The following is a 25,281-nucleotide window of genomic DNA, read 5'->3' on the forward strand; positions in this document are numbered from 1 at the left end:
CAGGAGTGGAGAAGACATGCCGGGTGGGAAAGACATGCCGGGTACGGAGGACAAGCTTCGCCACTACCTGAAGCGCGTGACGGCGGATCTCGGGCAGACCCGGCAGCGCCTGCGCGACGCAGAGGAGCGGCAGCGGGAACCGATCGCCATCGTCGCGATGGCCTGCCGGTACCCGGGCGGCGTGGCCTCGCCGGAACAGCTCTGGGACCTGGTGTCCTCGCAGGGCGACGCCATCGAGGAGTTCCCCACCGACCGCGGCTGGGACCTGGGCGGCCTCTACCACCCGGACCCGGACCACCCCGGCACCACCTACGTACGCGAAGCCGGGTTCCTCCGGGACGCCGCCCGCTTCGACGCCGACTTCTTCGGAGTCAACCCGCGTGAGGCGCTCGCCGCCGACCCGCAGCAGCGCGTACTCCTCGAAGTGGCGTGGGAGCTGTTCGAACGGGCGGGCATCGACCCCGGCACACTCAGGGACACGCTCACCGGCGTGTACGCGGGGGTCTCCAGCCAGGACCACATGTCGGGGGAGCAGGTACCGCCGGAGGTCGAGGGATACGCGACCACAGGCACCCTGGCCAGCGTCATCTCCGGCCGCATCGCGTACACCTTCGGCCTCGAGGGCCCGGCGGTGACGCTCGACACGGCGTGCTCGGCATCGCTGGTGGCGATCCACCTGGCCTGCCAGGCGCTGCGCCAAGGAGACTGCGGCATGGCCCTCGCGGGCGGCGTCACCGTCCTGTCCACGCCCACGGCCTTCGTGGAGTTCTCACGCCAGCGGGGCCTGGCCCCGGACGGCCGCTGCAAGCCGTTCGCGGAAGCCGCCGACGGCACGGGGTTCTCCGAGGGCGTCGGCCTGATCCTCCTGGAACGCCTCTCCGACGCCCGCCGCAACGGACACCAGGTACTCGGCGTCGTACGCGGATCCGCCGTCAACCAGGACGGCGCCAGCAACGGCCTCACCGCCCCCAACGACGTCGCCCAGGAACGGGTGATCCGCCAGGCCCTCAGCAACGCCCGCGTCACCGCCGACGCCGTCGACGCCGTGGAGGCGCACGGCACCGGCACCACGCTCGGCGACCCCATCGAGGGCAACGCGCTCCTCGCGACGTACGGGAAGGACCGGCCGGCGGACCGGCCGCTGTGGCTCGGCTCGGTGAAGTCGAACATCGGCCACACGCAGGCCGCCGCGGGCGTCGCGGGCGTCATCAAAATGGTCATGTCGATGCGCCACGGAGAGCTGCCCGCCTCCCTCCACATCGACCGCCCCACGGCCCACGTGGACTGGGAGGGCGGGGGAGTGCAGCTCCTCACCGCCCCCGTCCCGTGGCCCCGTACCGACCGCCCCCGCCGGGCGGGTGTCTCCTCCTTCGGCATCAGCGGCACCAACGCCCACCTGATCGTGGAACAAGCTCCCGCACCGTCCGCCGCCGAAGGTTCCGAGCCGCCCCGACAGGACCTCGTGGTGCCGTGGGTGGTCTCGGCACGCAGCCGGGAAGCGCTACGGGCGCAGGCCCGCGCACTCGCCGAGCGAGCCCACGAAGACGACCGGTCGGATACCGCCGTCGACGTCGGCTGGACCCTCCTGAAGGCGCGTGCGCTGCACGAGCGGCGGGCCGTGGTGGTGGGCGCGGACTGCTCCGAGCTGGTGGCGGGACTTGCGGCGCTGGCGGCGGAGGAGCCGTACCCGGCACTGGTGGGACCGCCTCCGGCGCCGGTCGGTGGGGGCAGGGACACGGTCTGGTTGTTCAGTGGTCAGGGCAGTCAGGTGGTGGGGATGGGGGCCGGGTTGTATGAGCGGTTCCCTATGTTCGCGGAGGCCTTTGACGAGGTGTGCGGGCTGCTGGATGTGGAGTTGGGTGGTTCGGTTCGGGAGGTGGTGTTCGGGGGGCCGCGGGAGCGGTTGGATCACACGGTGTGGGCGCAGGCGGGGTTGTTCGCGCTGCAGGTGGGTTTGGCGAGGTTGTGGGTGTCGGTGGGGGTGCGGCCGGATGTGGTGGTCGGGCACTCGGTCGGTGAGATCGCGGCGGCGCATGTTGCGGGGGTCTTCAGTTTGGCGGATGCGTGCCGGGTGGTGGGTGCGCGGGCGCGGTTGATGGGTGCGTTGCCCGAGGGCGGTGCGATGTGTGCGGTGCAGGCCACGCGGGAGGAGCTGGCGGCGGACCTTGAGGGTTCCGGTGTGAGTGTCGCGGCGGTCAACACTCTTGACTCCACTGTTATTTCGGGCTCTAAGGGCGAGGTGGAGAGGGTTGCTGCGCTCTGGCGGGAGAGGGGGCGTAAGACCAAAGCGCTCTCGGTCAGCCATGCGTTCCACTCCGCCTTGATGGAGCCGATGCTGGCGGAGTTCACCGAGGCGATACGTGGGGTGGAGTTCGCGGCGCCGAAGATTCCGTTGCTGAGCAACGTCTCCGGTACGGAGGCGGGGGCTGAGATCACCGCTCCGGAGTACTGGGCCAAGCATGTGCGGCAGGCGGTCCTCTTCCAGCCCGCCATCGCCCAAGTCGCCGCCCGGGCAGGCGTGTTCGTGGAGCTGGGCCCCGCCCCCGTCCTGGCCACCGCCGCCCAGCACACCCTCGACGCCGTCGCCGACCCGCAAGGAGGGTTCGAGCCCGTCGTCACCGCCTCCCTGCACGCGGGCCTGCCGGACGACGTCGCCTTCGCGCAGGCCATGGCACGTCTCCACACGGCTGGGGTCGCCGTGGACTGGTCCGGCTGGTTCCCGGCCGACCCTCCGCCCCGCACCGTCGACCTGCCCACCTACCCCTTCCAAGGGCGGCGCTTCTGGCTGGCGGACGTCGCCGTGCCCACCGCCGCCTCCGTGGCGGACGGCGAAGAGGCCGGGTTCTGGGCGGCTGTCGAAGGCGAGGACGTCCAGGCCCTCTGCGACACCCTGCATCTGAAGGACGACACACACCGGACCGCACTGGAGACGGTGTTCCCGGCCCTCTCCGCGTGGCGGCGTGAGCGGCGTGACCGGTCGACCGTCGACGCTTGGCGGTACCGCGTCGACTGGCGGCGCGCAGACCTCCCGACGCCCGCGCCGGGGACCGGGGCCTGGCTGGTCGTGACCCCCGAAGGCGGGGCTGAGGCCTGGTCGCGTGCGTGCGTACGGACGCTGGAGGAGGCTGGTGCGCCGGTACGTCTCGTCGAGGTCGGGCCGGGCTGCGGCCGTGCCGAGCTCGCCGACCTGATCCGCTCGTGGCAGTCGACGTACGCGGACGACGACGCATCCCTCGGCGATGACACCCCCCTCGGCGCCGACACATACCCAGGCGACGGCACACCCCTCCGCGGGGTGCTCTCCTTGCTGGCGCTCGGCGACGGTACGGACGGCACCGCCCTGACCCTGCTCCACGGCCTCCTCGACGCCGGAGTCGAGGTGCCGCTCTGGTGTGCCACCCGGGGCGCGGTGTCGTGCGGCGACGCCGATCCGGTCGTCGCTCCGGAGCAAGCCACCGTCTGGGGCATCGGCCGCGTGGCAGCCCTGGAGCACCCCGAGCTGTGGGGCGGGCTCCTGGACCTGCCCGCCGACCCGGCCGCGCTCGACCCCGCCGCGCTGTACGCGGTGCTGTGCGGCGACAGCGGCGAGGACCAGGTGGCCCTGCGACGCGGTGGGGTCCTCGGCCGACGCCTGGTGCCCGACGCGCCGGCCGGCGGTGAGGCGGCCGCAACCTGGCGCCCGGAAGGTGCCGTCCTGGTCACGGGCGGCGTCGGCCCACTGACGGAACAGGTCGTACGGTGGCTCGCCGTGTCCGGCGCCGAACACGTCGTACTGCTGGACACGGCCCCTGACGACGGTCGCGACAGTCATCGGAACGGCCGAAGCGGCGAGCTCGCCGCCGAAGTCGACGCGCTGGGAGCCCGGTTCACCGCACTCTCCGTCCCGCACGGAAGCAACAGCCAGGACCAGAGCCGCGGCCGCGCACTCGCCGCCCTCACGGACGCCGCTCTCACGGACGTAGACATACGAACCGTCATCCACACCTCCCTGCCCGGCGAGCTCGCGCCCCTCGCCGAGGTCACGCCCGACGCGCTCGACGCGGCCACGGCCGCGGCCATGGAGCTGGGAGAACTGACGGCCGCTGTCGGATCCGGCGGCGGCTCGGTGGACACCGTGCTGTACTTCTCCTCCGTAGCCGCCACGCTCGGCAGCAGGGAACACGGCGCGTACGCCGCCGCCAACGCCTGTCTCGACGCGCTGGCACAGCAGCACGGCACCGAGGGCGAGGGGCCCCGAACCGTCTCCGTGGGATGGGGCATCTGGGATCTGCCGGACGACGGGGACCTCGCGCGCGGCGCCGCCGGGCTGTCGCGGCGCCAGGGCCTGCCGCCCCTGGAACCCCAGTTGGCGCTGGGCGCGCTGCACTCCGTGCTCGACGCGGGCCGGGGGCACAGTCTGGTCGCCGACATCGAATGGGAGCGGTTCGCGCCGCTGTTCACCCTGGCCCGTCCGACCCGCCTGCTCGACGAGGTACCCGCGGCCCAGAAGATCCTCGACGCCGCCTCGGATACCGCCGAGAGCACCGAGAACGCCTCCGCGCTGCGACGCGAGCTGGCCGCGCTGCCCGTGCGGGAGCGGACCGGAAGGCTGCTCGACGTGGTCCGCGAGCAGGTCGCCGGCGTGCTGCGGTACGAGCCGGGGCAGGAGGTGGAGCCGGAGAAGGCCTTCAAGGACCTCGGCTTCGACTCCCTCGTCGTGGTGGAGCTGCGCAACCGGCTGCGCGCCGCCACGGGGCTGCGTCTGCCCGCCACCCTGGTCTACGACTACCCGACGCCCCGCGCCCTGGCCGAACACCTCCTGGACAGGGTCCTGCCCGACGGCGGCGCGGGCGAGCTCCCCGTGGCCGGGCATCTGGACGACCTGGAGGAGGCCCTCGGCGGACTCGCGGTGGACGACCCGCGCCGCAAGGGCCTGATCCGGCGCCTCCAGACACTGCTGTGGAAACAGCCGGACACCGCGGTGCCCCAACTCCCCGCTGCCAAGGGCGAGGACGAGGACGAACAGGGCTCGACGGATGACCTGACGACCGCGAGCGCCGACGACATGTTCGCGCTGATCGACCGCGAGTGGGGCACACAGTGACACGACGCGCCGCCGAGCACGGAGCGGTCGACCTGGTCGAACGGGACGAGGAACTGGCCGCCTTGCAGGGCGCGTACGAGGGCGACGCGGATACGCGCGGCAGCGTGGTGGTGATCGGCGGAGCGGTCGGCACCGGCAAGACCGCGCTGCTGCGGGCGTGGACGGAGCGGGTCGCGCCCGACGCGCTCGTGCTGACCGCCACCGCCTGCCGGGCCGAGCGCGATCTGCCCCTGGGAGTCCTGGAGCAACTGGTGCGCGGCTGCCCGGAACTGCCCGCCGCGACAGCGGAACGCACGCTGGCGTGGTGCGACGAAGCCGCCACCGCACCCGCGCCACTGCCCCCGTCCCTGACCCCGCCCCCGTCCCTGACCCTGGCTCCGTCCCCGTCCCCGTCCCCGTCCCCGTCCCCGCCCCTGCCCCTGCCCCTGGCTCCGTCCCCGTCCCCGTCCCCGACCTTGCCCCTGCCCCTGTCCCTGACCTCGCCCTTGCCCCTGCGCCTATCCCTGACCTCGCCCCTGCCCCTGCCCCTGACCTCCCCCCTGCCCCCCCCTGCCCCCGACCCGCCCCCCGCCCTCGCCCCCCCGCCCCCCCCCACTGCCCCCCCCCCCGCCCCCGGCCCCCCCTGACCCGCCCCCGACCCGTCCCCCCCCCCCCGACCCCGCTCCCCCCCGACCCGCCCCGCCCCTCCCCCCCCCCCGACCCCGCCCCCCCCCGACCCCGCCCGCCCCCGACCCCGTCCCTGCCCCCGGCCCCGACCCCGCCTTCCCCAGTCTCGCCCGCGCTGCGCGGGCTCTGCGAGGCGCTGCGCGGGCTGGGTGCCGAGCGGTCTGTCCTGATCGCCGTCGACGACGCGCACCACGCCGACGCGGCTTCACTCCAGTGCCTGCTGTACCTGATGCGCAGGCTGCGCTCGGCGCGGCTCCATGTGCTGTTCACCGAGTACGTCCATCAGAAAGCGGACAACGCCCTGCTCGGCAGCGAGTTCCCGCACGAGCCCACGCTGCGGAGGATCCGCCTTGAGCCGCTGTCGAAGGCCGGAGTGGAAGCCGTGCTCGCCCGGCACCTCGACCAGGAGGCGGCCCAGGACCTCACGCCCGTCGTCCACGGCATGAGCGCGGGTCACCCGCTCCTCGTACGGGCACTGGCCGACGACCTCCGGTCGACGGGCCGCGCCGACGAGGCGTTCGGGCGGGCCGTGCTCGGCTTCCTCTACCGGCACGAGGCCCCGGTGACCGAAGTCGCCCGCGCCGTCGCCGTGTTGGGGGAACAGGCCGCCCCGGCCCTGGTCGGCCGGCTCCTCGACGTGGACGCGGCCTCCGTGGACCGCGCCGTGCACCAGCTGACCCTCGCGGAGGTGCTGCACGAAGGGCGCCTGTGCCATCCGGCGTTCGGAGCGGCGGTCCTGGACGGAATGCCGACGGACGAGCGTCGCGCGCTGCACGGGCGCGTGGCCGCCCTCCTGCACGAGGAGGGCGCCCCGGCGGACACCGTGGCCGCCCACCTCGTCGCCGCCGACCCGTCGGACACGCCGTGGGCGGTGCCCGTGTTCGAGGAGGCGGCCCAACTCGCCCTGGACGGCGATCGGGTGGAGACGGGGGTGGACTACCTGCGGGCGGCACATGAGCGGTGCCGTGACGTCGTACGGCGTACCGCGGTCGTGGGCGCGCTCGCCGACGCGGAGTGGCGCCTGGACCCCGCGAAGGTCCTGCGCCACCTCCCCGACCGAACCACCCCGCCCACCGCAGCCACCAGGACCACCACCCCTGTACCCCTCTCCCTCCCCACCCACCTCCTCTGGCACGGCCGGGTCGACGAAGGCCTGGACGCGATCAGTGCGCTCACCGGACCGAACCCGGCCGGCGCACCGCCCATGAACGCCGCGGACCTCGACACCCCGTGGCTCTGGGGCGCCTACCTCTACCCCGGACACGTCAAGGAACGCCTCGGCTCCGGCGTACTGTCCGCGCAACGCGCGGCCCCGCCCGCCGTCACCCCCGAACTCCAGGGCGCGGGTACCTTGATGCACGACCTGCTGCACGGCGGCGAGAGCCACCCGACCCACCCGGCCGATCCGACCCACCCGGCCGATCGGGCCGATCCGGCCGACCTGACCCGCCCACCCGACGCGATCGACGCGGCCGAACGCACCCTCAACCGCTACCGCCTCGGCCCCCGCACCGTCGCCGTCCAGACCGCCGCCCTCGCCACGCTCACCTACCGCGACCGGCCGCATCGGGCAGCCGCCTGGTGCGACGGGCTCATCGCCCAGGCAGGCGAACGCAACAGCCCCACCTGGCAGGCATGGTTCACGGCGTGGCGTGCCCTCATCCACCTGCGCCAGGGCGACCCGGCCGCGGCACAACAGCGCGCCGACGCCGCGCTCGACATGCTCGGCCCCAAGGGGTGGGGCGCCGCGATCGGCCTTCCGCTCGCGGCCGCCGTACAGGCGAAGGCCGCCGTCGGAGACGTCGACGGCGCGGCGGCCCTCCTCGAACGCCCCGTGCCGCAGACAGTGTTCCAGGCCCGCACAGGACTGCACTATCTGGCGGCACGCGGCCGCTACCACCTGGCCACCGGCTGCCACTACGCCGCCCTGTGCGACTTCTACGCCTGCGGTACGCGGATGAGCAGCTGGGGCGTCGACCTGCCCGCACTGGAATCGTGGCGGCTCGGCGCCGCCGAAGCGTACCTGGCCCTCGGTGAGTCCCTCCTGGCCCGCCAACTCGTGGATGAACAAACCAAGTTGGCCGCGCCGACCGACGGGCGCACCTGGGGCATGACGCTGCGGCTGCGGGCCGCCACCTCGCCCGCCCCGGACCGCACCGAGCTGCTCGACGAGGCCGTCACCGTGCTCAGGGGTGCCGGTGATGTCTTCGAGCTGGCCCGGGCCGTGGCCGAGCAGAGTGAGGCGGTACGGGAAGGGGGCGAGCCGGAACGCGCCCGGCTGCTCGCCAGAAAGGCCCAGCTCCTGGCGCGCCGCTGGGGCAGGAGCGGGGGCAGTACACCCCCGCCCACGACCACGACTACGACAACCCCCGCGTCACCGCCCCTGCCCGGCGGCCACCCCGAGCCGGACGCCGAACTGACCGAAGCCGAACGCCGCGTCGCCGAGCTGGCCGCCGACGGGTTCACCAACCGGGAGATCTCCCGCAAGCTGTACGTCACGGTCAGTACGGTCGAACAGCACCTGACCAGGATCTACCGGAAACTCGACGTCAAACGGCTGGACCTGCAAGCGGTGCTGGGCTGACAAACGGCCCCAGGAGGATAGACGGCGCTCGGAGAGCAAACAGCGCTGAGAGGACAAGCGGACCGGCAGGTGGAAACCGCGGACCGTGCAACCTTCCCGCTGCCCGGGCAGTCATGCAGGCATGATCGTTGCCTCCGAAGACCCCGGTCTGTGGGTTCTGCCCGTGCTGTTCCTGTTGGGGGCGGCCATCGTCGCGCCCCTCGCCGGCGTGGTGCTCGCCGGGCGCGTCGTCCTGCGCATCGCGCGGTCCGCGGCCGCCGGTGACGTCTGGAGCGCGCTCACCCCCGGCACGTGGCTGCTCGCCGCCGGAGCGGGTGCGCTCGGCGCGGGGATCCGGCTCTCCGCGTCGCAGTTCGACAGGCCCGCCCCCTGGGTCGAATCCGTGAGCCTCGTCTGCGGCAGCTTCGCCCTGGCCGCCGCGGCGATGGCGGGGCTCACGGCAGTCCTGGACCGTCACCTCAAGACGGCGCGCGACACTCCCCGGCCCGTTTCCGCGCGCGGTACGCGGCGACCTTGACGACCTTCCCCTACGTCGGGCCTACGTCGGGCCTACGCCGGTCCCACGTCGTCCTACGCCGTCAGCCGGAGCGTGCGCATCTCCCACCGCCGCCGCAACCAGCGGTCATGGCTCGCGAGGACGATGGCCCCGGCCCCCGCCGTTCTCGCCGATGCGGTGGCCGGGAGAGGCGGCCGGGGGGGCGGTGGTCGTCAGATGTCGTCTTCACCCACCACGTCTGCGACTCCTCGATCAAGCGGGTCCAGGTCTTTCGGAGCGCAGCAGCTTGCCTGCCGCGTCAGTCGGGCCACTCCCACTCGATCCCGTAGATGCCCGGCTTGCAGTGCGTGGGGAGCAGGTGGGTCGTGTGGAAGGAGTCGAGCGCGGTGCGGCGGCGGTGACGCGGCTCGGCGCCGATCTGCTCGCGCTGATAACTCCAGCAGCCGGTGGGCAGCGCAAGGGGGTGGAAGCGTACGTGCAGCAGGTAGGCCCGCAGGGGCGTGATGACGCGGCGCTCGTGCTGGTGGGAGACGTCCGACGCGGCCCGGAGCGTGTAGGCGACGACCGCGGTCTCGGTCCTGGCCAGTTGCCGCCCGAGCGGAATGTCGGCGGCCACACACCCGAGCTCCGGCAGGAAACGGGTGCGCGGCGGTGGCCCGTAGGGGACGGCGAGGTCGACCGTGCCCGCCTTCGGGGAGTCGAGGAAGTGGACGACGGTCAGGTGCTTGACGTCGTCGCGGACGGCTTGCACCACGGTCGTGATGGACGTCTCGTGGATGGACCGGTGTTCGTCCAGGCACACCGTCTCCTGGATGGTCAGCGGCCGCAAACCCTCGTTGAACTGCGGGAACGCGTCACCGAGAGCCTGTTCCACGTCCGAGTTCTCGCCGTAGACCGTGCGGGCGACGGTCGGGTCGACCGGAGGCGCGCCGCCGCGCGGCCGGTGCGGGCCGAGCAGGGAGCGCAACGTGCCGGTGGGCAGGTTGAGGAGCGGCTCCAACGCGTCGACGGCGCGCAGGGACTGGGCGCGCTCCGGCTGGCTGCGTCCGCGCTGCCAGTGGCTGAGCGTGGCGAGGCTGACGGTGATCTGCTGGGCCCTGAGGTGGTCGCGTATGCGTTCCAAGGGCAGCCCACGCTGTTGGAGGGCCCGGCGGAACACGGTCGCGAAGGTCGTATCGGGGCCTTCGGTGCTCGTGTCGGGCCCTTCGGAGCGCGTGTCGGGCCCTTCGGCGTGGGGGGAGTTCGGCATGGCGTCTTTCGGCGGGCGGGAGTCCCTCGCCCCGATGAGGGCGGCTCAGCGACGGTTTCAGGCCACACAGGCGACCAGGGGCCGCCCACCTTAGCCGGTGGGCGGCCCCTGGTCTTCCCTCGAAGGCCGGTCAGTTGGTGTTGAGCGTCAGCCCGTAGTACGAGAGGGCGTCGTCGAGCGGCTGGAAGTAGGAGGAGCCGCGCGAGTTCACACCCCCGGTGCACTGCTGGTTCACCGGACCGCCGGAGGTCATGCCCTGGGCCTGGTTGCCGGAGATGTACGCGCCGCCGCTGTCGCCGCCCTCGGTGCAGACGCTGGAGGTGGCGAGACCCGTGACGACCGTGTCGGGGCCGCCGTTCTGGTCCGTGTAGGTGACGGAGACGTTGTACGAGCCGACCTTGCCGCACGTCCACCCGGTGGTCGCGCCGGACTTGCAGAGCGCGGCGCCGGACGAGGCGCGGCGGCTGCCGTTCACGGCGACGTTGCCGGCCTGGCCCCAGGTGCCGACCTTGGTCGTGATCGAGTGGCCGGAGCCGATGGCGGCGACGCCCATGTCGACGCTGTTCGTGCCGACCGCGAAGCGGGTGTGGGTGCCCTTGGCGAACGCGGTGCCGCCGTAGCGCAGGGTGGGCAGACCGGCGACGCAGTGGCCGGCGGAGACGAGGTACTGCTTGCCGGACCGGTCGTGGGCGCCGTAGCCGACGGAACACCAGCCGTTGGTGTCGTTGATCGTCATCTTGCTGCCGGGGGCGATCGCGGCCTGCGGGGCGCGCTTCTCCTGGTCCCGGACGACCTTGACGGCGGAACCGTACGTCGCGGCCTTGGCGAGGAACGCCTTCGCCGCCGCTCCTCGGTCACTGTTGACCTTGACGGTGACCTTGTCCGACGCCAGGTCCACGGACCAGTCGACGACACCTGCGGGGGCGCGCCGTTCGGCCGCGGCGTCGAGCCGTGCCTTGATGCCGTCGAGCTTGTCCTCGCCACGGGCCGGCACGCGGGCGTCGAGGCCGGCCTTCTCGATGGCGGTGACATCGGCCTTGCCGTCGGCGTTGACGGTCAGCCTGCCGGAGGCGTCGAAGAACGCCCCGTCATCGGATATCCCGCTTTTCCTCAGCTCGGCGAGCCGGGCCTGCTGGGCGTCCTGCCGGTCCAGCCGCTCGGTCGCGGCTTTCTCGCTCACACCGAGCGAAGCGGCGAGCGCCCGCACCATCTCGGGCTGGTAGCGCGCGGCCGGAGCGGCGTCCCGCACCGGCGTCTGGGCCTGCGCCGTTGCCTGGGTTCCCACGACCACTGATGCCGAGAGCAGAGCGGCCACGGCGGCGAATCTGTATCTACGAGAATGCGACACACTGATTCCTTCCGAATGGCAGGCAGGAACTCTCCGTAAAGCGAGAAAAGGGGGGTGGGTTCCTGCCTGGCAGCGAGCGTGGGGCTCGCTGCGGTTGGAACTCTGGCCCAGTGATCAGCCCTTCAACAAGGTCTGTGACAAGGGCAGCTTTTAACAGAACATCAAGGGAACTGTTAAAACCGTGCCCTCCCGCATCGGCTATTACGGATGGGAAAGACCGACGGCCGCAGGTGTGATCTTGGCCGGATCCAGCTCCACCACGGCCAGCTCCTCCGGGCTCAGTGGGGGAGCCGTCAGCTCCGGCAGGCGTTCGTCGGCGCGCATCGCCATCAGGAAGCGGTTGGAGCCCAGTTCGGTCTGCGGCGCGTTGAGGCTCATCACGTCCGTGACGATCTCGGACGCCTTGGGGGAGCGGATCGACGCGGCCGTGATGGCCTCCGCGAACCGCAGACGCTGCTCCGTGTCCATCCCGATGAGGCGTGGATCCGTCGCGGATACCCGGCAGTTGACGTAGTCGATGTCCTTGGTGGCGGCCAGGATCCACGGGTCGTCGACGGCCGCGCCGATCGCCTTCTGGAGGCGCAGCGCGGACCCCGTGCCGCCCTGCGGATGCTGCCGGAACTCGCGGTCGATCGTGTCGGCGCAGCGCGCGGCCGAGCTCATCCCGTGCCCGTAGATCGGGTTGAACGCGGTCAGCGAGTCACCGATGACGAGCAGCCCGTCGGGCCACTCGGCGAGCCGCTCCGGATACAGGCGGCGGTTCGCGCCGGAACGGGAGCCGAAGACCGGGGTGAGCGGCTCCGCGTCACGCAGGAGCTCGGCGAGGATCGGATGGTTCAGGTTCTCCGCGAAGGGCAGGAACTCAGCCTCACCACTGGGAAGTTGAGCGCCCCTCGTGCAGGACAGCGTCGCCAGCCAGCGCCCACCCTCGATGGGGTAGACCACACCGAAACGCCCGGGCTCGCGGACGCGGTCGTCGGCGGCGATGTTGACGGCGGGGAAGCGGGTCGTCGCGCCGGGCGGGGCCGTGAAGAGGCGGGTGGCGTAGGCGACGCCCGCGTCCACCACGTCCTCTTCGAGTGCGGGCACGCCAAGCGCCGACAGCCACTGCTTGAGACGGGAGCCGCGCCCGGTGGCGTCGATCACCAGGTCGGCCTCGAGTGTCTCCTGCGTACCGCTGTCCACATCACGTACGACGACACCGGTGACCCGGATCCCGCCGCCCGACACGTTGCTGCCCGACGACTGGCCGCCCGACAACTCGACGGCTTCGGTGTGCTGCCGAACGGTGATGTTCGGTGCGGTCAAAGCCTGTTGACGTACCGTCAGGTCAAGTAAAGGGCGGCTGGCGACCAGCGCGAACTGGGTGGCGGGAAAGCGGTGCTGCCACCCCTGCCCGGTCAGCGTCACCAGGTCCTCGGGGAAGCCGAGACGGCGCGCCCCGGCCGCCAGCAGACGGTCGGTGGTGCCGGGCAGCATCTCCTCGATGAGGCGGGCGCCGTTGGACCACAGCAGGTGGGCGTGGCGGCCCTGCGGGACACCCTTGCGGTGCTGGGGCTCCTCGGGCAGGGCGTCACGTTCCACGACGGTCACGGCGTCGACGTGGCGGGCCAGGATGTGGGCCGCGAGGGCGCCTGCCATGCTGGCGCCCAGCACGACGGCGTGTGCGGGTCGGGTGGTGGTCACGCGCGGATCCCTTCGGGGTGGGTGGTGTCGGCGGGCCCGTCCATGGTCACGTCGGTGACTCCCCAGAACGCCTGGACCCGGCGGCCGAGCCCGTTCTCGTCGAGCTCGACGATGCCGACGATGCGGAAGGTCATCGGTCGCGGCCGTTGCACGGTGACCGTCGTCGGCGTCACCACGAAACGGTCGTCCATCGACGTCATCGGCGGCTCGGGCACCTCGTGCGTACCGCAGGAGACGGCCAGTTCGAGATGCCTGCGGAGGTCGTCCTTGCCCACCATCGGCGGCCGCCCCACCGGGTCCTCGAAGACGATGTCGTCCGTGAACAGGTCGAGGACGCCCTCGATGTCACCGGCGTTGATCCGCTGGGCGTAGTCGACGGCCATCTGCTTGCGCGCGGCCTCGTCGGGCATGGCACCTCCAGGAAGGGTGGGCAGACCTTTTGCAACTCGTCGCGGTCCTGCGGTTCTGCGGCCCCGCGGTTCTGCGCTTCAGCCGAGGACCGTGAGATCGGACGTGCCCCAGTACGACTTGAGGTGCCGGACGAGACCGGCCGCGTCCATGCGGATCACGAGCATCGCCGTGCGCCGGATGCGCGCCGTCTCCGGGGCGTCGGGTGCCTTGAGCCAGCCCCGCTCGGCGTACTGGGGACCCAGGGGCAGGTAGTCCATGACGGAGGTGATCTGGATCAGCGCGTGCGTCGCGTCCTGACCGGCGACGGGCTCGGCCGCCTCCTCGCGCAGGTGCGCGGAGAGGAGCGGCCCGTAGTGGGCGCGCAGCGCGTCGTGCCCGGCGAGGGGCGGCAGGCCGACCGGGTCCTCGACGACGGCGTCGGGCGCGTACAGCTCGACGAGCGCGTCCAGATCCCCCGCGTTGATCCGCCGACTGTGCTCCAGGGCACGCTTCTTGCGGGCGAACTCGTTCATCGCTGTCCCTCCACTGCCTGTCCGTTGCCCTGTCCGTCGCTCTGCCCGTTGCCGTTGCCGTTGCGGTGGCCGTTGCCCCTGCCGAGGTCGCGGTCGATGAACGCGAAGATCTCGTCGGCCGACGCGTCCTGGATCCGAGCCGCCACCGCCGCCTCCTCGGCCACCTCTTCGGCCGTCTCCCGCGGCACGTCGAGCCGCGCCAGCGTGGCGCGCAGCCGCCCGGCAAGCTCGGCCCTCGCCGTGCCGTCCTTCGACGAGACGGACAGGAGCGAGTTCTCCAGACGCTCGAACTCCGCGAGGACGTCCACGAGCGGGTCGGCCGCGCGCGGCGCGAGCTCCTGCCGCAGGTGCGCGGCGAGCTCCGCCGGGTTCGGGTGGTCGAAGACGAACGTGGCGGGCAGCTTCAGTCCCGTCGCGGTCGAGAGCCGGTTGCGCAGCTCCACCGCCGTCAGCGAGTCGAAGCCGAGTTCCCGCAGCCCTTGGGTCGCGTTCACGGGAGTCGCCGCGTCGTATCCGAGCACGGCCGCGATGTGCGTGCACACCAGGTCGAGCAGCGCGTCCTCCCGCTCCGCGTCGGACATCGCACCGAGCGATTTGCGCAGCGCGGTCGCGCCCGCCGATACGGTGGTCCCGCCACCGCCCCTGCTTCCCGCACCGCGCACCAGGTCCTGGAGGAGCGCCGGCGCGGGGTGGCTCTCGGCCTGCCGTCGCATCCGGGCCAGGTCGAGGCGGACCGGCGCGTACAGCGGAAGGCCCCCGGCCCAGGCCGTGTCGAGCAGGGCGAGGCCCTCGTCGGCGCCGAGCCCGACCACACCGGCCCGGGCGTGACGTGCCCGGTCGGCGTCGGTGAGCCGCCCCGACATCCCGCTGTCCAGGTCCCAGTACCCCCACGCCAGGGACGTCGCGGCCGCACCGCCGTCCTGCCGGTGCCGGGCCAGCGCGTCCAGGAACGCGTTGGCGGCGGTGTAGCTGCCCTGGCCGGGGCCGCCCAGGAGCCCGGCGACCGACGAGTACAGGACGAACGCGGAGAGGTCGGCGTCCCGCGTCAGCTCGTGCAGGTGCCATGCGGCGTCCGCCTTCACGCGCATGACCTCCTCGACCTGTTCGGCGGTGAGGTTCTGCACCACCGCGTCGCTCACGGTGCCCGCGCAGTGGAAGACGGCGGTGAGCGGGTGTTCCGCGGGCACCGACTCCAGGAGTGCGGCCGCCGCGTCCCGGTCACCGGGGTCGCAGGCGGCGAACGTGATGTGCGCGCCGAGCGCGGAGAGGTCGGCGGCCAGTTCGAGGGCGCCCGGCGCGTCGGCGCCACGCCTGCTGGACAGGAGCAGATGCCTGGCTCCGTGGCGTCCCACCAGGTGGCGGGCCGTCAGGGCGCCGAGGGCTCCGGTTCCGCCGGTGACGAGTACGGTGCCTTCCGGGTCGAAGGCGACGGGCAGGGTGTACACGGTCGTCGTGCCCGGGGTGGGCGGGGCGGCCGCGGCGGCGGGGGCCTGCCGGACGTCCCAGGCGGTGACGTCGAGCGGTACGAGGGGGCCGCCGTGACGCACGTCGACGTCCTCCGCCGGGCCGATGGGCCGCAGCAACTCCGCCAGTTCGGCGAGGATTTCCCGTACGCGGCCGGGCTCGGGCGGAGCGACGACCTGGCCCCCGTCCGAAGAATCCGCTCGCCGGACGACCAACGCCCCGTCACGATAGAGGGTGCAGTCGGCCGCACCGTCCAAGTCGGCCGCACCGTCCACGATGTCCACGCGCCGGTGCGACGCGAGCCGCGTCACTGCCCGCCCCACAGCGCCCGTCTCCACCGCGACGTGCAGTGGCCCCCCGCCGCTGGGCAAGACGACATCCGTCAGTACGTGGTACGCCGCCACATAGGCGCCCAGCGAACCGGCAGCCTCAGTCCAACTCCAGTCGCCCGGAACCGTCGTGAGCAGCGCCGCGTCGGTGACGCCCACCGGCCCCACCGCTTCGAACAAGCCCATGACCCGGTCCCCCACGGCCACCGGACCGGCCGCACCGCCGACCTCCGTCACGACACCGGCACCCACGGCCTGGCCCGCCGCCCCGAGCGTTCCCGGGTCCGGCGAGGCGGCCCGCACGGCGACCCGCACCTCGTGTGGCTCCAGCACCCGCCGGGCCTCCGGAGCATCCACCAGAGCCAACTGCTCGCCCACGGACGTCCCTTCGCTCCCGGAGAGACGCCACGCGGGCGCCCCGACCGGCGGCGCGAGCCGCGCGGAGGCGTCGTCACGTACGAGCCGCGGCACGAACGCCCGCCCGCCCCGCAACGCCAACTCCGGCTCCGCGAGCCCCAGTACGCCAGGCAGCGCGGCCAACGCCCCCGCCACCGCCGCCGCATCCATGTCCACGTCCATGTCCACGTCCAGCAGCGTGAGGCGTCCCGGATTCTCGGCCTGCGCGCTGCGCACCAGACCCCACAGCGACGCACCCGGCAGATCACCGACCGCCTCGCCCGGTCGTGCCGCGACCGCACCCCGCGTGACGACGACGAGACGGGTCGCCGCGAACGCGGGGTCATCGACCCACTCCTTGAGCAGCGACAGAAGGGTCACGGCAGCGAGCCGCGCGTACCCGGCCGCATCCTCCTCGAACCCGTTCGCGCCGCCCGCACCGGGCGTGGCGCACACGGCGAGCACGACATCGGGCGCCTCACCCCCGCCCGCCACACCCTCCCGCAGCGCGGCGAAGGTCTCCCGCACGGGAGCACCGGACAACGCGTCGGCGATCCCAGTACCCAGCGGCTCCCCGGCAGGCGCGACAACAGCGGGCCGCACGGCGGCGCCACCCCCATCGGCCCGCGCGGCAGCCTCCGTCCACACGAGCCGGAACAGCGCGTCCCGGTCCGCCGTACGGGCACCGGCGATCTGGTGGGCGGCCACCGGCCGCACCGTGAGCGACTCCAGCGTCAGGACCGGCGCCCCACCGTCGTCGACGGCCGTCAGGGCCAGCTGATCCGGCGCGGTGCGTGCGATGCGTACCCGCAGACTGTCCGCACCCGGCGCGTGCACCCGCAATCCGCTCCAGGAGAACGGCAACAGTACCTGGTCGGTGTCGGCGGACAAGGTGACCGCGTCCAGGATCAGCGCGTGCAGAGTCGCGTCGAGCAGCACCGGATGGACCTGGTAGCGGTCGGCGCCGCCGCTCTCCGCCTCGGGCAGCGCCACCTCGGCGAAGAGGTCGTCCCCGAGCCGCCACGCGGTGACGAGGCCCTGCGAGCCAGGACCGAAGTCGTAGCCGTACGAGGCGAGTTCATCGTACGGATCCTGCCCGCCGACAGGAGTGGCGCCGGGCGGCGGCCAGGCACCGCCCAACGATCCGTCCGCGGCGACAGGCCCGGCGGGAGCCACGGTGCCGGTGGCGTGCCGGGTCCAGACGGAGTCCTCGCCCTCACCCGTGGGCCGTGAGTGGACGGACACGGGACGCCGCCCGTCCTCCGCCACGGCACCGACCGCCACCTGCAGATCCACTGCTCCGGTGCCCTCGTCCCCGAAGGCGAGCGGCGTGTGCAGCGTCAGCTCCGCGAGCGCCTCGCAGCCGGCACGCACCGCCGCCTGCATCGCGAGCTCCACGAAGGCGGACCCCGGCAGCAGCACCGTGTCCATGACCCGGTGCTCGGCCAGCCACGCCTGGTCGCGCGGGGAGATCCGCCCGGTCAGCAGATGGCTGCTGCCGTCCGCGAGCTCCACGGCGGCGCCGAGCAGCGGGTGCCCCGCCGAGGCGAGCCCGAGCCCCGCCGGATCCCCGGCGAGCCCCCGGCGCCCCTCGAGCCAGAACCGCTCCCGCTGGAAGGCGTACGTCGGAAGATCCACGACCCGCGGCAACGGAACCGCGGGGAACCACCCCGTCCAGTCGACGTCGGCCCCCGCGGCGAAGGCCTGGGCGGCGGCACGGGTGAGCTGAGCCGTGTCGCCGTGGTCGCGGCGGAGGGTCGGGACGACGGTGGCAGGCAGGTCGGCCCGCTCGATGGTCTCCTCCATGCCGAGGTTGAGGACGGGGTGGGGGCTGGCTTCGATGAAGAGGCGGTAGCCGTCGGCGAGGAGGGCGTCGACCGTCTCGGCGAAGCGGACGGGTTGGCGGAGGTTGGTGACCCAGTAGTCGGTGTCCAACGCTTGGGTGTTGTCGAGGCGTTGGGTGGTGACGGTGGAGTAGAACGCGACGTCCGTCGGGACGGGCCGGATGTCGGCGAGGCGTTTGGTGAGGAGGTCGTGGAGTGCGTCGATCTGGGGGTTGTGGGAGGCGTAGCCGACGTCGATGACGCGGGCGCGCAGCCCGGCGGCCTCCGCGTCGGCGACAACGGCCGCCACGTGCTCGGGTGACCCCGAGATGACGGTCGAGGAGGGCCCGTTGACGGCGGCGATACTCACACCAGGACGGTCGCCGATCAGCTCAGCGGCCTGCTCGGCACTGGTGCCCAGGGATGCCATGTCGCCGTGTCCTTGCAGCTGTCGCAGTGCGTCACTTCGTACGGCTACGATCCGTGCCGCATCCTCAAGCGACAGCGCGCCCGCGACACACGCGGCGGCCATCTCGCCCTGCGAGTGCCCGATCACAGCGGCCGGGACGATCCCCTGATCGGCCCAGACGGCGGCGAGCGAGACCATCACCGCCCACAGCACGGGCTGCACGACCTCCACCCGCGCCAGCTCGCTCCCGTCCCCGCGCAACACCTCGCTCAGCGACCAGTCCACGTACGCGGACAAGGCCTGCTCACACTCAGCAATCCGCGCCGCGAACACCGGCGACTCGTCGAGCAGCCGAGCCCCCATCCCCACCCACTGCGACCCCTGCCCCGGGAAAACCAACACCGGCCCCGCGCCGGAGGCACCCTGTACGGCGCCCTCCACGACGTCCGGTGACGGCTCGCCCGCTGCCAGGGAGCGAAGCCCGGCGAGGAGCGCGTCGCGGTCCCTGCCCACGACCACGGCACGGTTCTCGAACACCGACCGGCTCTTGACCAGGGACCAGCCCACGTCCAGGGGCGACGCCAGCTGCGGGTCGGCCGTCGCGCGCTCGGCCAGCAGCGCCGCCTGCGCCCGCAGCGCCTCCTCGCCGCGTCCCGACACCACCCACGGCACCACTCCGGCAGGCGCGTCGGCCACGTCCGACGGAGTGGGCGCGGGCTCCGGGGCGTCCGGGGCCTGTTCGAGGATGAGGTGGGCGTTCGTGCCCGAGATGCCGAACGCGGAGACTCCGGCGCGGCGCGGGCGTTCGCCGCGCGGCCAGGCCACCGGCTCGGACAGGAGCCGGACTCCGCTGCCGTCCCAGTCCACGTGCGGCGTGGGGGCGTCGATGTGCAGCGAGGTGGGCAGCTGCTCGTTCCGCAGCGCCATCACCATCTTGATCACCCCGGCGACACCGGCCGACGCCTGCGCGTGCCCGATGTTCGACTTGATCGAGCCGAGCCACAGCGGCCTGTCCTCGGGCCGCTCCTTGCCGTACGTGGCCACGAGCGCGCTCGCCTCGATGGGGTCGCCCAGCATCGTGCCCGTGCCGTGCGCCTCCACCGCGTCGACGTCGTCGGCGGAGAGCCGTGCGTTGGCGAGGGCCTGGCGGATCACCCGCTGCTGCGCCTGCCCGTTGGGTGCCGTGAGCCCGTTGCTCGTACCGTCCTGGTTGATGGCCGAGCCGCGGATCACCGCGAGGACCTTGTGGCCGTTGCGCCGGGCCTCCGAGAGGCGTTCGAGGACGACCAGGCCGACGCCCTCGGCCCAGCCGGTGCCGTCGGCGGCGGACGCGAACGGCTTGCACCGCCCGTCCTTGGCGAGCCCGCGTTGCAGCGAGAACTCCACGAAGGAACCCGGCGTCGCCATGATCGTCGCGCCGCCCGCGAGAGCGAGCGAGCACTCGCCCTGCCGCAGCGCGTGCGCCGCCTGGTGGATCGCCACAAGGGACGACGAGCACCCGGTGTCGATGGTCATCGCGGGGCCTTCGAGGCCGAGTACGTACGACACGCGGCCCGAGGCGACGCAGCCGAGGTTGCCGGTGCCGATGTAGCCCTCGACCTCGGTGGGCCGTTCCCCGACGAGCGCCAGGTAGTCGAAGATGGTCAGGCCCGTGTACACCCCGGCGTTACTGCCCTTCAGGGCCTCACGGTCGAGCCCGGCGCGTTCGATCGCCTCCCATGCGGTCTCCAGGAGCAGCCGCTGCTGCGGGTCCATCGCGACGGCCTCGCGCGGGCTGATGCCGAAGAAACCGGCGTCGAAGTCGCCCGCGTCGTAGAGGAAGCCGCCCTCGCGGACGTAGCTGGTGCCGCGGCTCTCCGGGTCCGGGTCGTACAGCGTCTCCAGGTCCCAGCCCCGGTCGTCGGGGAAGTCGCTCATGGCGTCCTTGCCGGCCGTGACCAGGTCCCACAGTTCCTCGGGGGAGCGGACGTCGCCCGGGTAGCGGCAGGCCATGCCGACGATCGCGATCGGCTCGTCGTCGGCGGCCGCGGTGGTGGCGCGTGCCGCTTCGGTGGACGCCGTGTCGCCCGACAGCTCCGACTGGAGGACGTCGGTGAGCGCGTCGGGCGTGGGGTGGTCGAAGACGACCGTCGTCGGCAGGGTCAGACCGGTGCTCTTGTTCAGCCGGTTGCGCAACTCCACCGCGGTCAGCGAGTCGAAGCCCAGCTCCTGGAACGGCTTGGTCGCGGGCACGGCGTCGACGTCCGAGTGCCCGAGCGTGGCCGCCGCCTGCGAGCGCACGTGCTGCAACAGCAACTGCCGCTGCTGCGCGGGCTTCGCCTCGGTCAGCTCCTGCTGCAACGACGACGTCTCCGAGGCGTCCTCCTGCGCCACGGGCGCGCTGGCGCGGCGGTTCTCGGGCAGGTCGGCGAGGAGCGGACTGGGCCGCTGTGCGGTGAACGTCGACGTGAACTGCGCCCAGTCGAAGTTCGCCACCGTCAGCGTCGTCTCGCCCGCGTCGAGCGCCTGGTGCAGCGCCTTGACGCACAGGTCCGGGCTGAGCGGGTGGAGGCCGAAGCGGCTGAAGAACGTCAGCGCGGCCTGGTCGGCGGCCATCCCGGCTTCGGCCCAGGGTCCCCAGGCGATGGAGGTGGCGGGCAGGCCCTGGGAGCGGCGGTGGTCGGCGAGCGCGTCGAGGAAGTGGTTGGCGGCGCCGTACGCGCCCTGCTGGCCGCTGCCCCACACACCGGCGCCGGACGAGAACATCACGAACGCGGAGAGATCCAACTCCCGTGTCAGTTCGTGCAAATGGAGCGCGGCGAGCGCCTTCGGCCGCAGCGCCTCGTCCAGCTCGGCACCCGTCACCTCGCCGAGGCCGATGTAGTTCGGGACACCGGCGGCGTGCACGACGGCGGTGAGCGGGTGCTCGGTGGGTATGCCGTCGACGAGGCGGCGCACCTGCTCGCGGTCGCCGACGTCGCATGCGGTGACGGTGACGCGGGTGCCCAATGCCTCCAGCTCGGCCGCGAGTTCTTGCGCGCCGGGGGCGTCGGGGCCGCGGCGGCTGGTGAGGTGCAGGCGCGGGGCGCCTTCACGGGCGAGCCAGCGGGCCAGTACGGCGCCGATACCGCCGGTGCCGCCGGTGATGAGGGTGGTGCCCCTGGGCTCCCAACTCACCCCGCCGTTCGCGGTGGTGGCGGGCGCGTGCGTGATCCTGCGTCCATGGACGCCGGAAGGGCGTATCGCGATCTGGTCCTCGTCCTGCGCGGCAGGCGCGGGGGAGAGGGCCGCGGCGAGACGGGTCAGCGACTGGTGGTCGATGCGCGCGGGCAGATCGACGAGCCCGCCCCACAACCGCGGATACTCCAGCGCGGCCACCCGCCCGAGACCCCAGACCTGCGCCTGCACGGGGCGGCTGAGGGCATCGGCGGCGCCGGTCGAGACGGCGCCTTGCGTGAGGGTGCGCAGGACGACGTCGGTGCCGTTGTCGCCGAGGGCCTGGACGAGAGCGGTCGTCGCGGCGAGCCCGGCGGGTACGGCCGTGAACTCGGGGTGCGGCTCCTCGTCGAGCGCCAGCAGGTTGACGATGCCTGCGTGCGGCTCGTCGCCCATCACCGACCGCAACTCCTCGGCCAGCACGGCACGTTCCACGACGCGCGTGTCGAGTACGTGACGTCGTACCTCGCCGCCGTGCGCGGCGAGCGTCTGTGCGGTCGCAAGGACGGCGGGGTGCTCGGTGTGCGCGGCGGGCACGAGCAGCAGCCAGGTGCCGCCGAGCTCCGGTGCCGCCGCGTCGGGCAGATGCTTCCAAGTGACGTGGTAGCGCCAGGAGTCGACCGTGGACTGCTCCCGGTGCCTGCGCCGCCAGGCCGACAGGACGGGCAGCGCGGGCTCCAGCGCCCCGAGGGTCTCCGCCTGCCCGTCGATCTCCAGGCTGCTGGCGAGGGCGTCGATGTCCAGATCCTCGATCGCCTGCCACACCCGGGCCTCGACCGGATCGTGCCCACCGCCCCCGGACGCCACCGCCGCGGGCGGCTCCACCCAGTAGTGCTTGCGCTGGAAGGCGTACGTGGGCAGGTCGACGGTAGGGGGAGTGGGGTCGGCGGGGAACCAGCGCCGCCAGTCCACCGCGGCCCCCGCGGTGAACGCCTGCGCGGCGGCGTGCGTGAGCTGGGTGCGGCCTCCGTGGTCCCGGCGCAGGGTGGGAACGGTGGTGGCCGTGACCCCGGCCTGCTCGATGGTCTCCTGAATGCCGAGGTTGAGGACGGGGTGGGGGCTGGCTTCGATGAAGAGGCGGTAGCCGTCGGCGAGGAGGGCCTCGACCGTCTCGGCGAAGCGGACGGGTTGGCGGAGGTTGGTGACCCAGTAGTCGGTGTCCAACGCCGCGGTGTCCGCGAGGCGTTCGGCCGTGACCGTCGAGTAGAACGCCACGTCCGTCGACACGGGCCGGATGTCGGCGAGGCGTTCGGTGAGGAGGTCGTGGAGTGCGTCGATCTGCGGGTGGTGGGAGGCGTAGCCGACGTCGATGACGCGGGCGCGCAGCCCGGCGGCCTCCGCGTCGGCGACGACGGCCGCGACATGCTCGGGCGGCCCCGAGATGACGGTCGAGGAGGGCCCGTTGACGGCGGCGATGCTCACGTCCGGACGGTCGCCGATCAGCTCCGCGGCCTGCTCGGCACTGGCCCCCAGGGACGCCATGTCGCCGTGCCCCTGCAACTGCCGCAGCGCGTCACTACGTACCGCTACGATCCGTGCCGCATCCTCCAGCGACAGCGCGCCCGCAACGCAGGCGGCGGCCATCTCGCCCTGCGAGTGCCCGATCACGGCAGCCGGGACGATCCCCTGATCAGCCCATACGGCTGCGAGCGAGACCATCACCGCCCACAGCACGGGCTGCACGACCTCCACCCGCGCCAGTTCACTCCCCTCCCCGCGCAACACCTCACGCAACGACCAGTCCACGTACGCGGACAAGGCCTGCTCGCACTCGGCGATACGTGCCGCGAACACGGGAGACTCATCGAGCAGTTGGGCGCCCATGCCCACCCACTGCGACCCCTGCCCCGGGAAAACGAGCACCGGCCCAGGACCCATATCGCCCGCGACCCCGGAAATGACATCCGCGGTTGCCTCGCCCGAGGCCAGTGCCTCCAGTGAGGCGATCGCCCGGGCGGAGTCCTGCCCGACCACCACGGCCCGGTGCTCGAACACCGCGCGGCTCGTGGCCAGCGACCAGCCGATCTCCGTCGGATGAGCTGCCGAGTCACCTGCCGCGTACTCCCCGAGCCGACGCGCCTGTTCGCGCAGCGCGTCGGCCGTCCGCCCGGAAACGACCCACGGCACCACGGAATCCGGGGGCGCCGCGGCGGCAGCCTCCTCCGTAACCGCTTCCTCCCGCGGCGCCTCCTCCAGGATCAGATGCGCGTTCGTCCCCGAGATGCCGAACGCCGAGATCCCCGCACGCCGCGTCCGCTCCGACCGCCACTCGACCGGCTCGGAGAGCAGCCGTACGCCGCCCTGCTCCCACTGGACGTGCGGTGAGGGCGCGTCGATGTGCAGCGAGGTGGGGAGCAGCCCGTTGCGCAGGGCCATGACCATCTTGATGACACCGGCGACACCGGCGGCGGCCTGCGTGTGACCGATGTTGGACTTGATCGACCCGAGCCACAGCGGCCGGTCGTCCGGGCGGCTCTGCCCGTACGTGGCGAGGAGCGCGTTGGCCTCGATGGGGTCGCCGAGCGTCGTGCCCGTGCCGTGGGCCTCCACGGCGTCGATGTCCTCGGCGGACAGGCGGGCGTTGGCGAGGGCGGCGCGGATGACGCGTTCCTGCGAGGGGCCGTTCGGCGCGGCGAGGCCGTTGCTCGTACCGTCCTGATTGACGGCCGAACCCCGCACCACCGCAAGGACCTTGTGGCCGCGACGGCGAGCCTCGGAGAGCAGTTCGAGCGCCACGACTCCGGCGCCCTCGCCCCATCCGGTGCCGTCGGCGGCGGCCGCGAACGGTTTGCAGCGGCCGTCGGGCGCCAGCCCGCGCTGCCGCGAGAACTCGGTGAACGAACCCGGCGTGGCCATCACGGTCGACCCGCCGGCCAGTGCGAGCGAGCACTCGCCCTGCCGCAGCGCCTGGCTCGCCAGGTGGATCGCGACGAGGGACGACGAGCACGCCGTGTCGACGGTCACCGCGGGACCTTCGAGCCCCAGCGTGTAGGAGATGCGGCCCGACACGACGCTGCCGAGGTTGCCGGTGCCGATGTACCCCTCGACCTCACTGGCCGTCTGGCTGATCAGCGTCAGATAGTCGTGGGCGCTGACTCCGGTGAAGACACCGGTGTCGCTGCCCTGCAGTCCCTGTGGGTTCAGGCCCGCGTGCTCGATCGCCTCCCAGGCGGTTTCCAGGAGCAGCCGTTGCTGCGGGTCCATCGCGACGGCCTCGCGCGGGCTGATGCCGAAGAAGTCGGCGTCGAAACGGCCCGCGTCGTACAGGAACGCACCGTCCCGCACGTAGCTGGTCGCCGGGTGCTCAGGGTCCGGGTGGTACAGGGACTCCAGGTCCCAGCCCCGGTCGTCGGGGAACCCCGCGACGGCGTCGCCCCCGTCGCGCACCAGCTGCCACAGGTCCTCCGCGGACCGGGCGCCACCGGGAAAGCGGCAGGCCATGCCTACGATGGCGACCGGCTCGGCCGACTCCTTGTCGCGGAGCTTCTGGCGGGCCTCGCGCAGCTCCGCGGTGACCCACTTGAGGTGATCGAGAAGCTTCTCCTCGTTCGACATCTGACCCAGGCTCCTTGGCGCTACGTGGTGATCGGGGAGGATTGCGGGCGGGGGTGCGGGTGACAGGACGGGTAT

General features: G+C 72.8%; 10 protein-coding genes. 4 read left to right on the top strand and 6 right to left on the bottom strand.

Annotated elements, in window-relative coordinates:
• The first annotated feature begins 16 nt into the window (after positions 1–16).
• The 4 genes from NOO62_RS34890 to NOO62_RS34905 all read left to right on the top strand — a co-directional run bounded on the left by NOO62_RS34890 (position 17) and on the right by NOO62_RS34905 (position 8,850).
• On the top strand, positions 17–5,083 hold the full coding sequence (locus NOO62_RS34890) for a type I polyketide synthase (RefSeq protein WP_268774784.1): 5,067 nt from the start codon (positions 17–19) through the stop codon (positions 5,081–5,083).
• Complete coding sequence (locus NOO62_RS34895; protein WP_268774785.1) at positions 5,080–5,709, top strand: ATP-binding protein; 630 nt, start codon at positions 5,080–5,082, stop codon at positions 5,707–5,709. Before NOO62_RS34890 ends, NOO62_RS34895 begins: the two co-directional genes overlap by 4 nt.
• Before the next feature lie 269 nt (positions 5,710–5,978).
• Entirely contained in the window at positions 5,979–8,333 is a 2,355-nt protein-coding gene (locus NOO62_RS34900; protein ID WP_268774786.1) for a helix-turn-helix domain-containing protein, read from the top strand.
• Between the two features lie 121 nt (positions 8,334–8,454).
• Positions 8,455–8,850, top strand: coding sequence for a hypothetical protein (locus NOO62_RS34905; protein WP_268774787.1), 396 nt, complete (start codon positions 8,455–8,457; stop codon positions 8,848–8,850).
• Between the two features lie 277 nt (positions 8,851–9,127).
• On the opposite strand, the gene NOO62_RS34910 is transcribed toward NOO62_RS34905, so the two are convergent.
• The 6 genes from NOO62_RS34910 to NOO62_RS34935 all read right to left on the bottom strand — a co-directional run bounded on the left by NOO62_RS34910 (position 9,128) and on the right by NOO62_RS34935 (position 25,206).
• On the bottom strand, positions 9,128–10,078 hold the full coding sequence (locus NOO62_RS34910) for a hypothetical protein (protein ID WP_268774788.1): 951 nt from the start codon (positions 10,076–10,078) through the stop codon (positions 9,128–9,130).
• A gap of 130 nt (positions 10,079–10,208) precedes the next feature.
• On the bottom strand, positions 10,209–11,426 hold the full coding sequence (locus NOO62_RS34915) for a S1 family peptidase (RefSeq protein WP_268774789.1): 1,218 nt from the start codon (positions 11,424–11,426) through the stop codon (positions 10,209–10,211).
• Positions 11,427–11,627: 201 nt separating this feature from the next.
• Positions 11,628–13,112 carry an NAD(P)/FAD-dependent oxidoreductase gene (locus NOO62_RS34920; protein ID WP_268774790.1) on the bottom strand — a complete coding sequence of 495 codons (1,485 nt, stop codon included), beginning with the start codon at positions 13,110–13,112 and terminating at the stop codon, positions 11,628–11,630.
• Positions 13,109–13,522: a nuclear transport factor 2 family protein gene (locus NOO62_RS34925; protein WP_268774791.1), complete on the bottom strand. Its 414-nt coding sequence runs from the start codon at positions 13,520–13,522 to the stop codon at positions 13,109–13,111. The genes NOO62_RS34920 and NOO62_RS34925 overlap by 4 nt, the downstream gene beginning before the upstream one ends.
• A gap of 78 nt (positions 13,523–13,600) precedes the next feature.
• Complete coding sequence (locus NOO62_RS34930; protein WP_268774792.1) at positions 13,601–14,035, bottom strand: nuclear transport factor 2 family protein; 435 nt, start codon at positions 14,033–14,035, stop codon at positions 13,601–13,603.
• Positions 14,032–25,206, bottom strand: coding sequence for a type I polyketide synthase (locus NOO62_RS34935; protein WP_268774793.1), 11,175 nt, complete (start codon positions 25,204–25,206; stop codon positions 14,032–14,034). The genes NOO62_RS34930 and NOO62_RS34935 overlap by 4 nt, the downstream gene beginning before the upstream one ends.
• Positions 25,207–25,281 lie beyond the last annotated feature (75 nt).

This window comes from Streptomyces sp. Je 1-369 (genome assembly GCF_026810505.1).
In the GTDB taxonomy this organism is placed as follows: domain Bacteria; phylum Actinomycetota; class Actinomycetes; order Streptomycetales; family Streptomycetaceae; genus Streptomyces.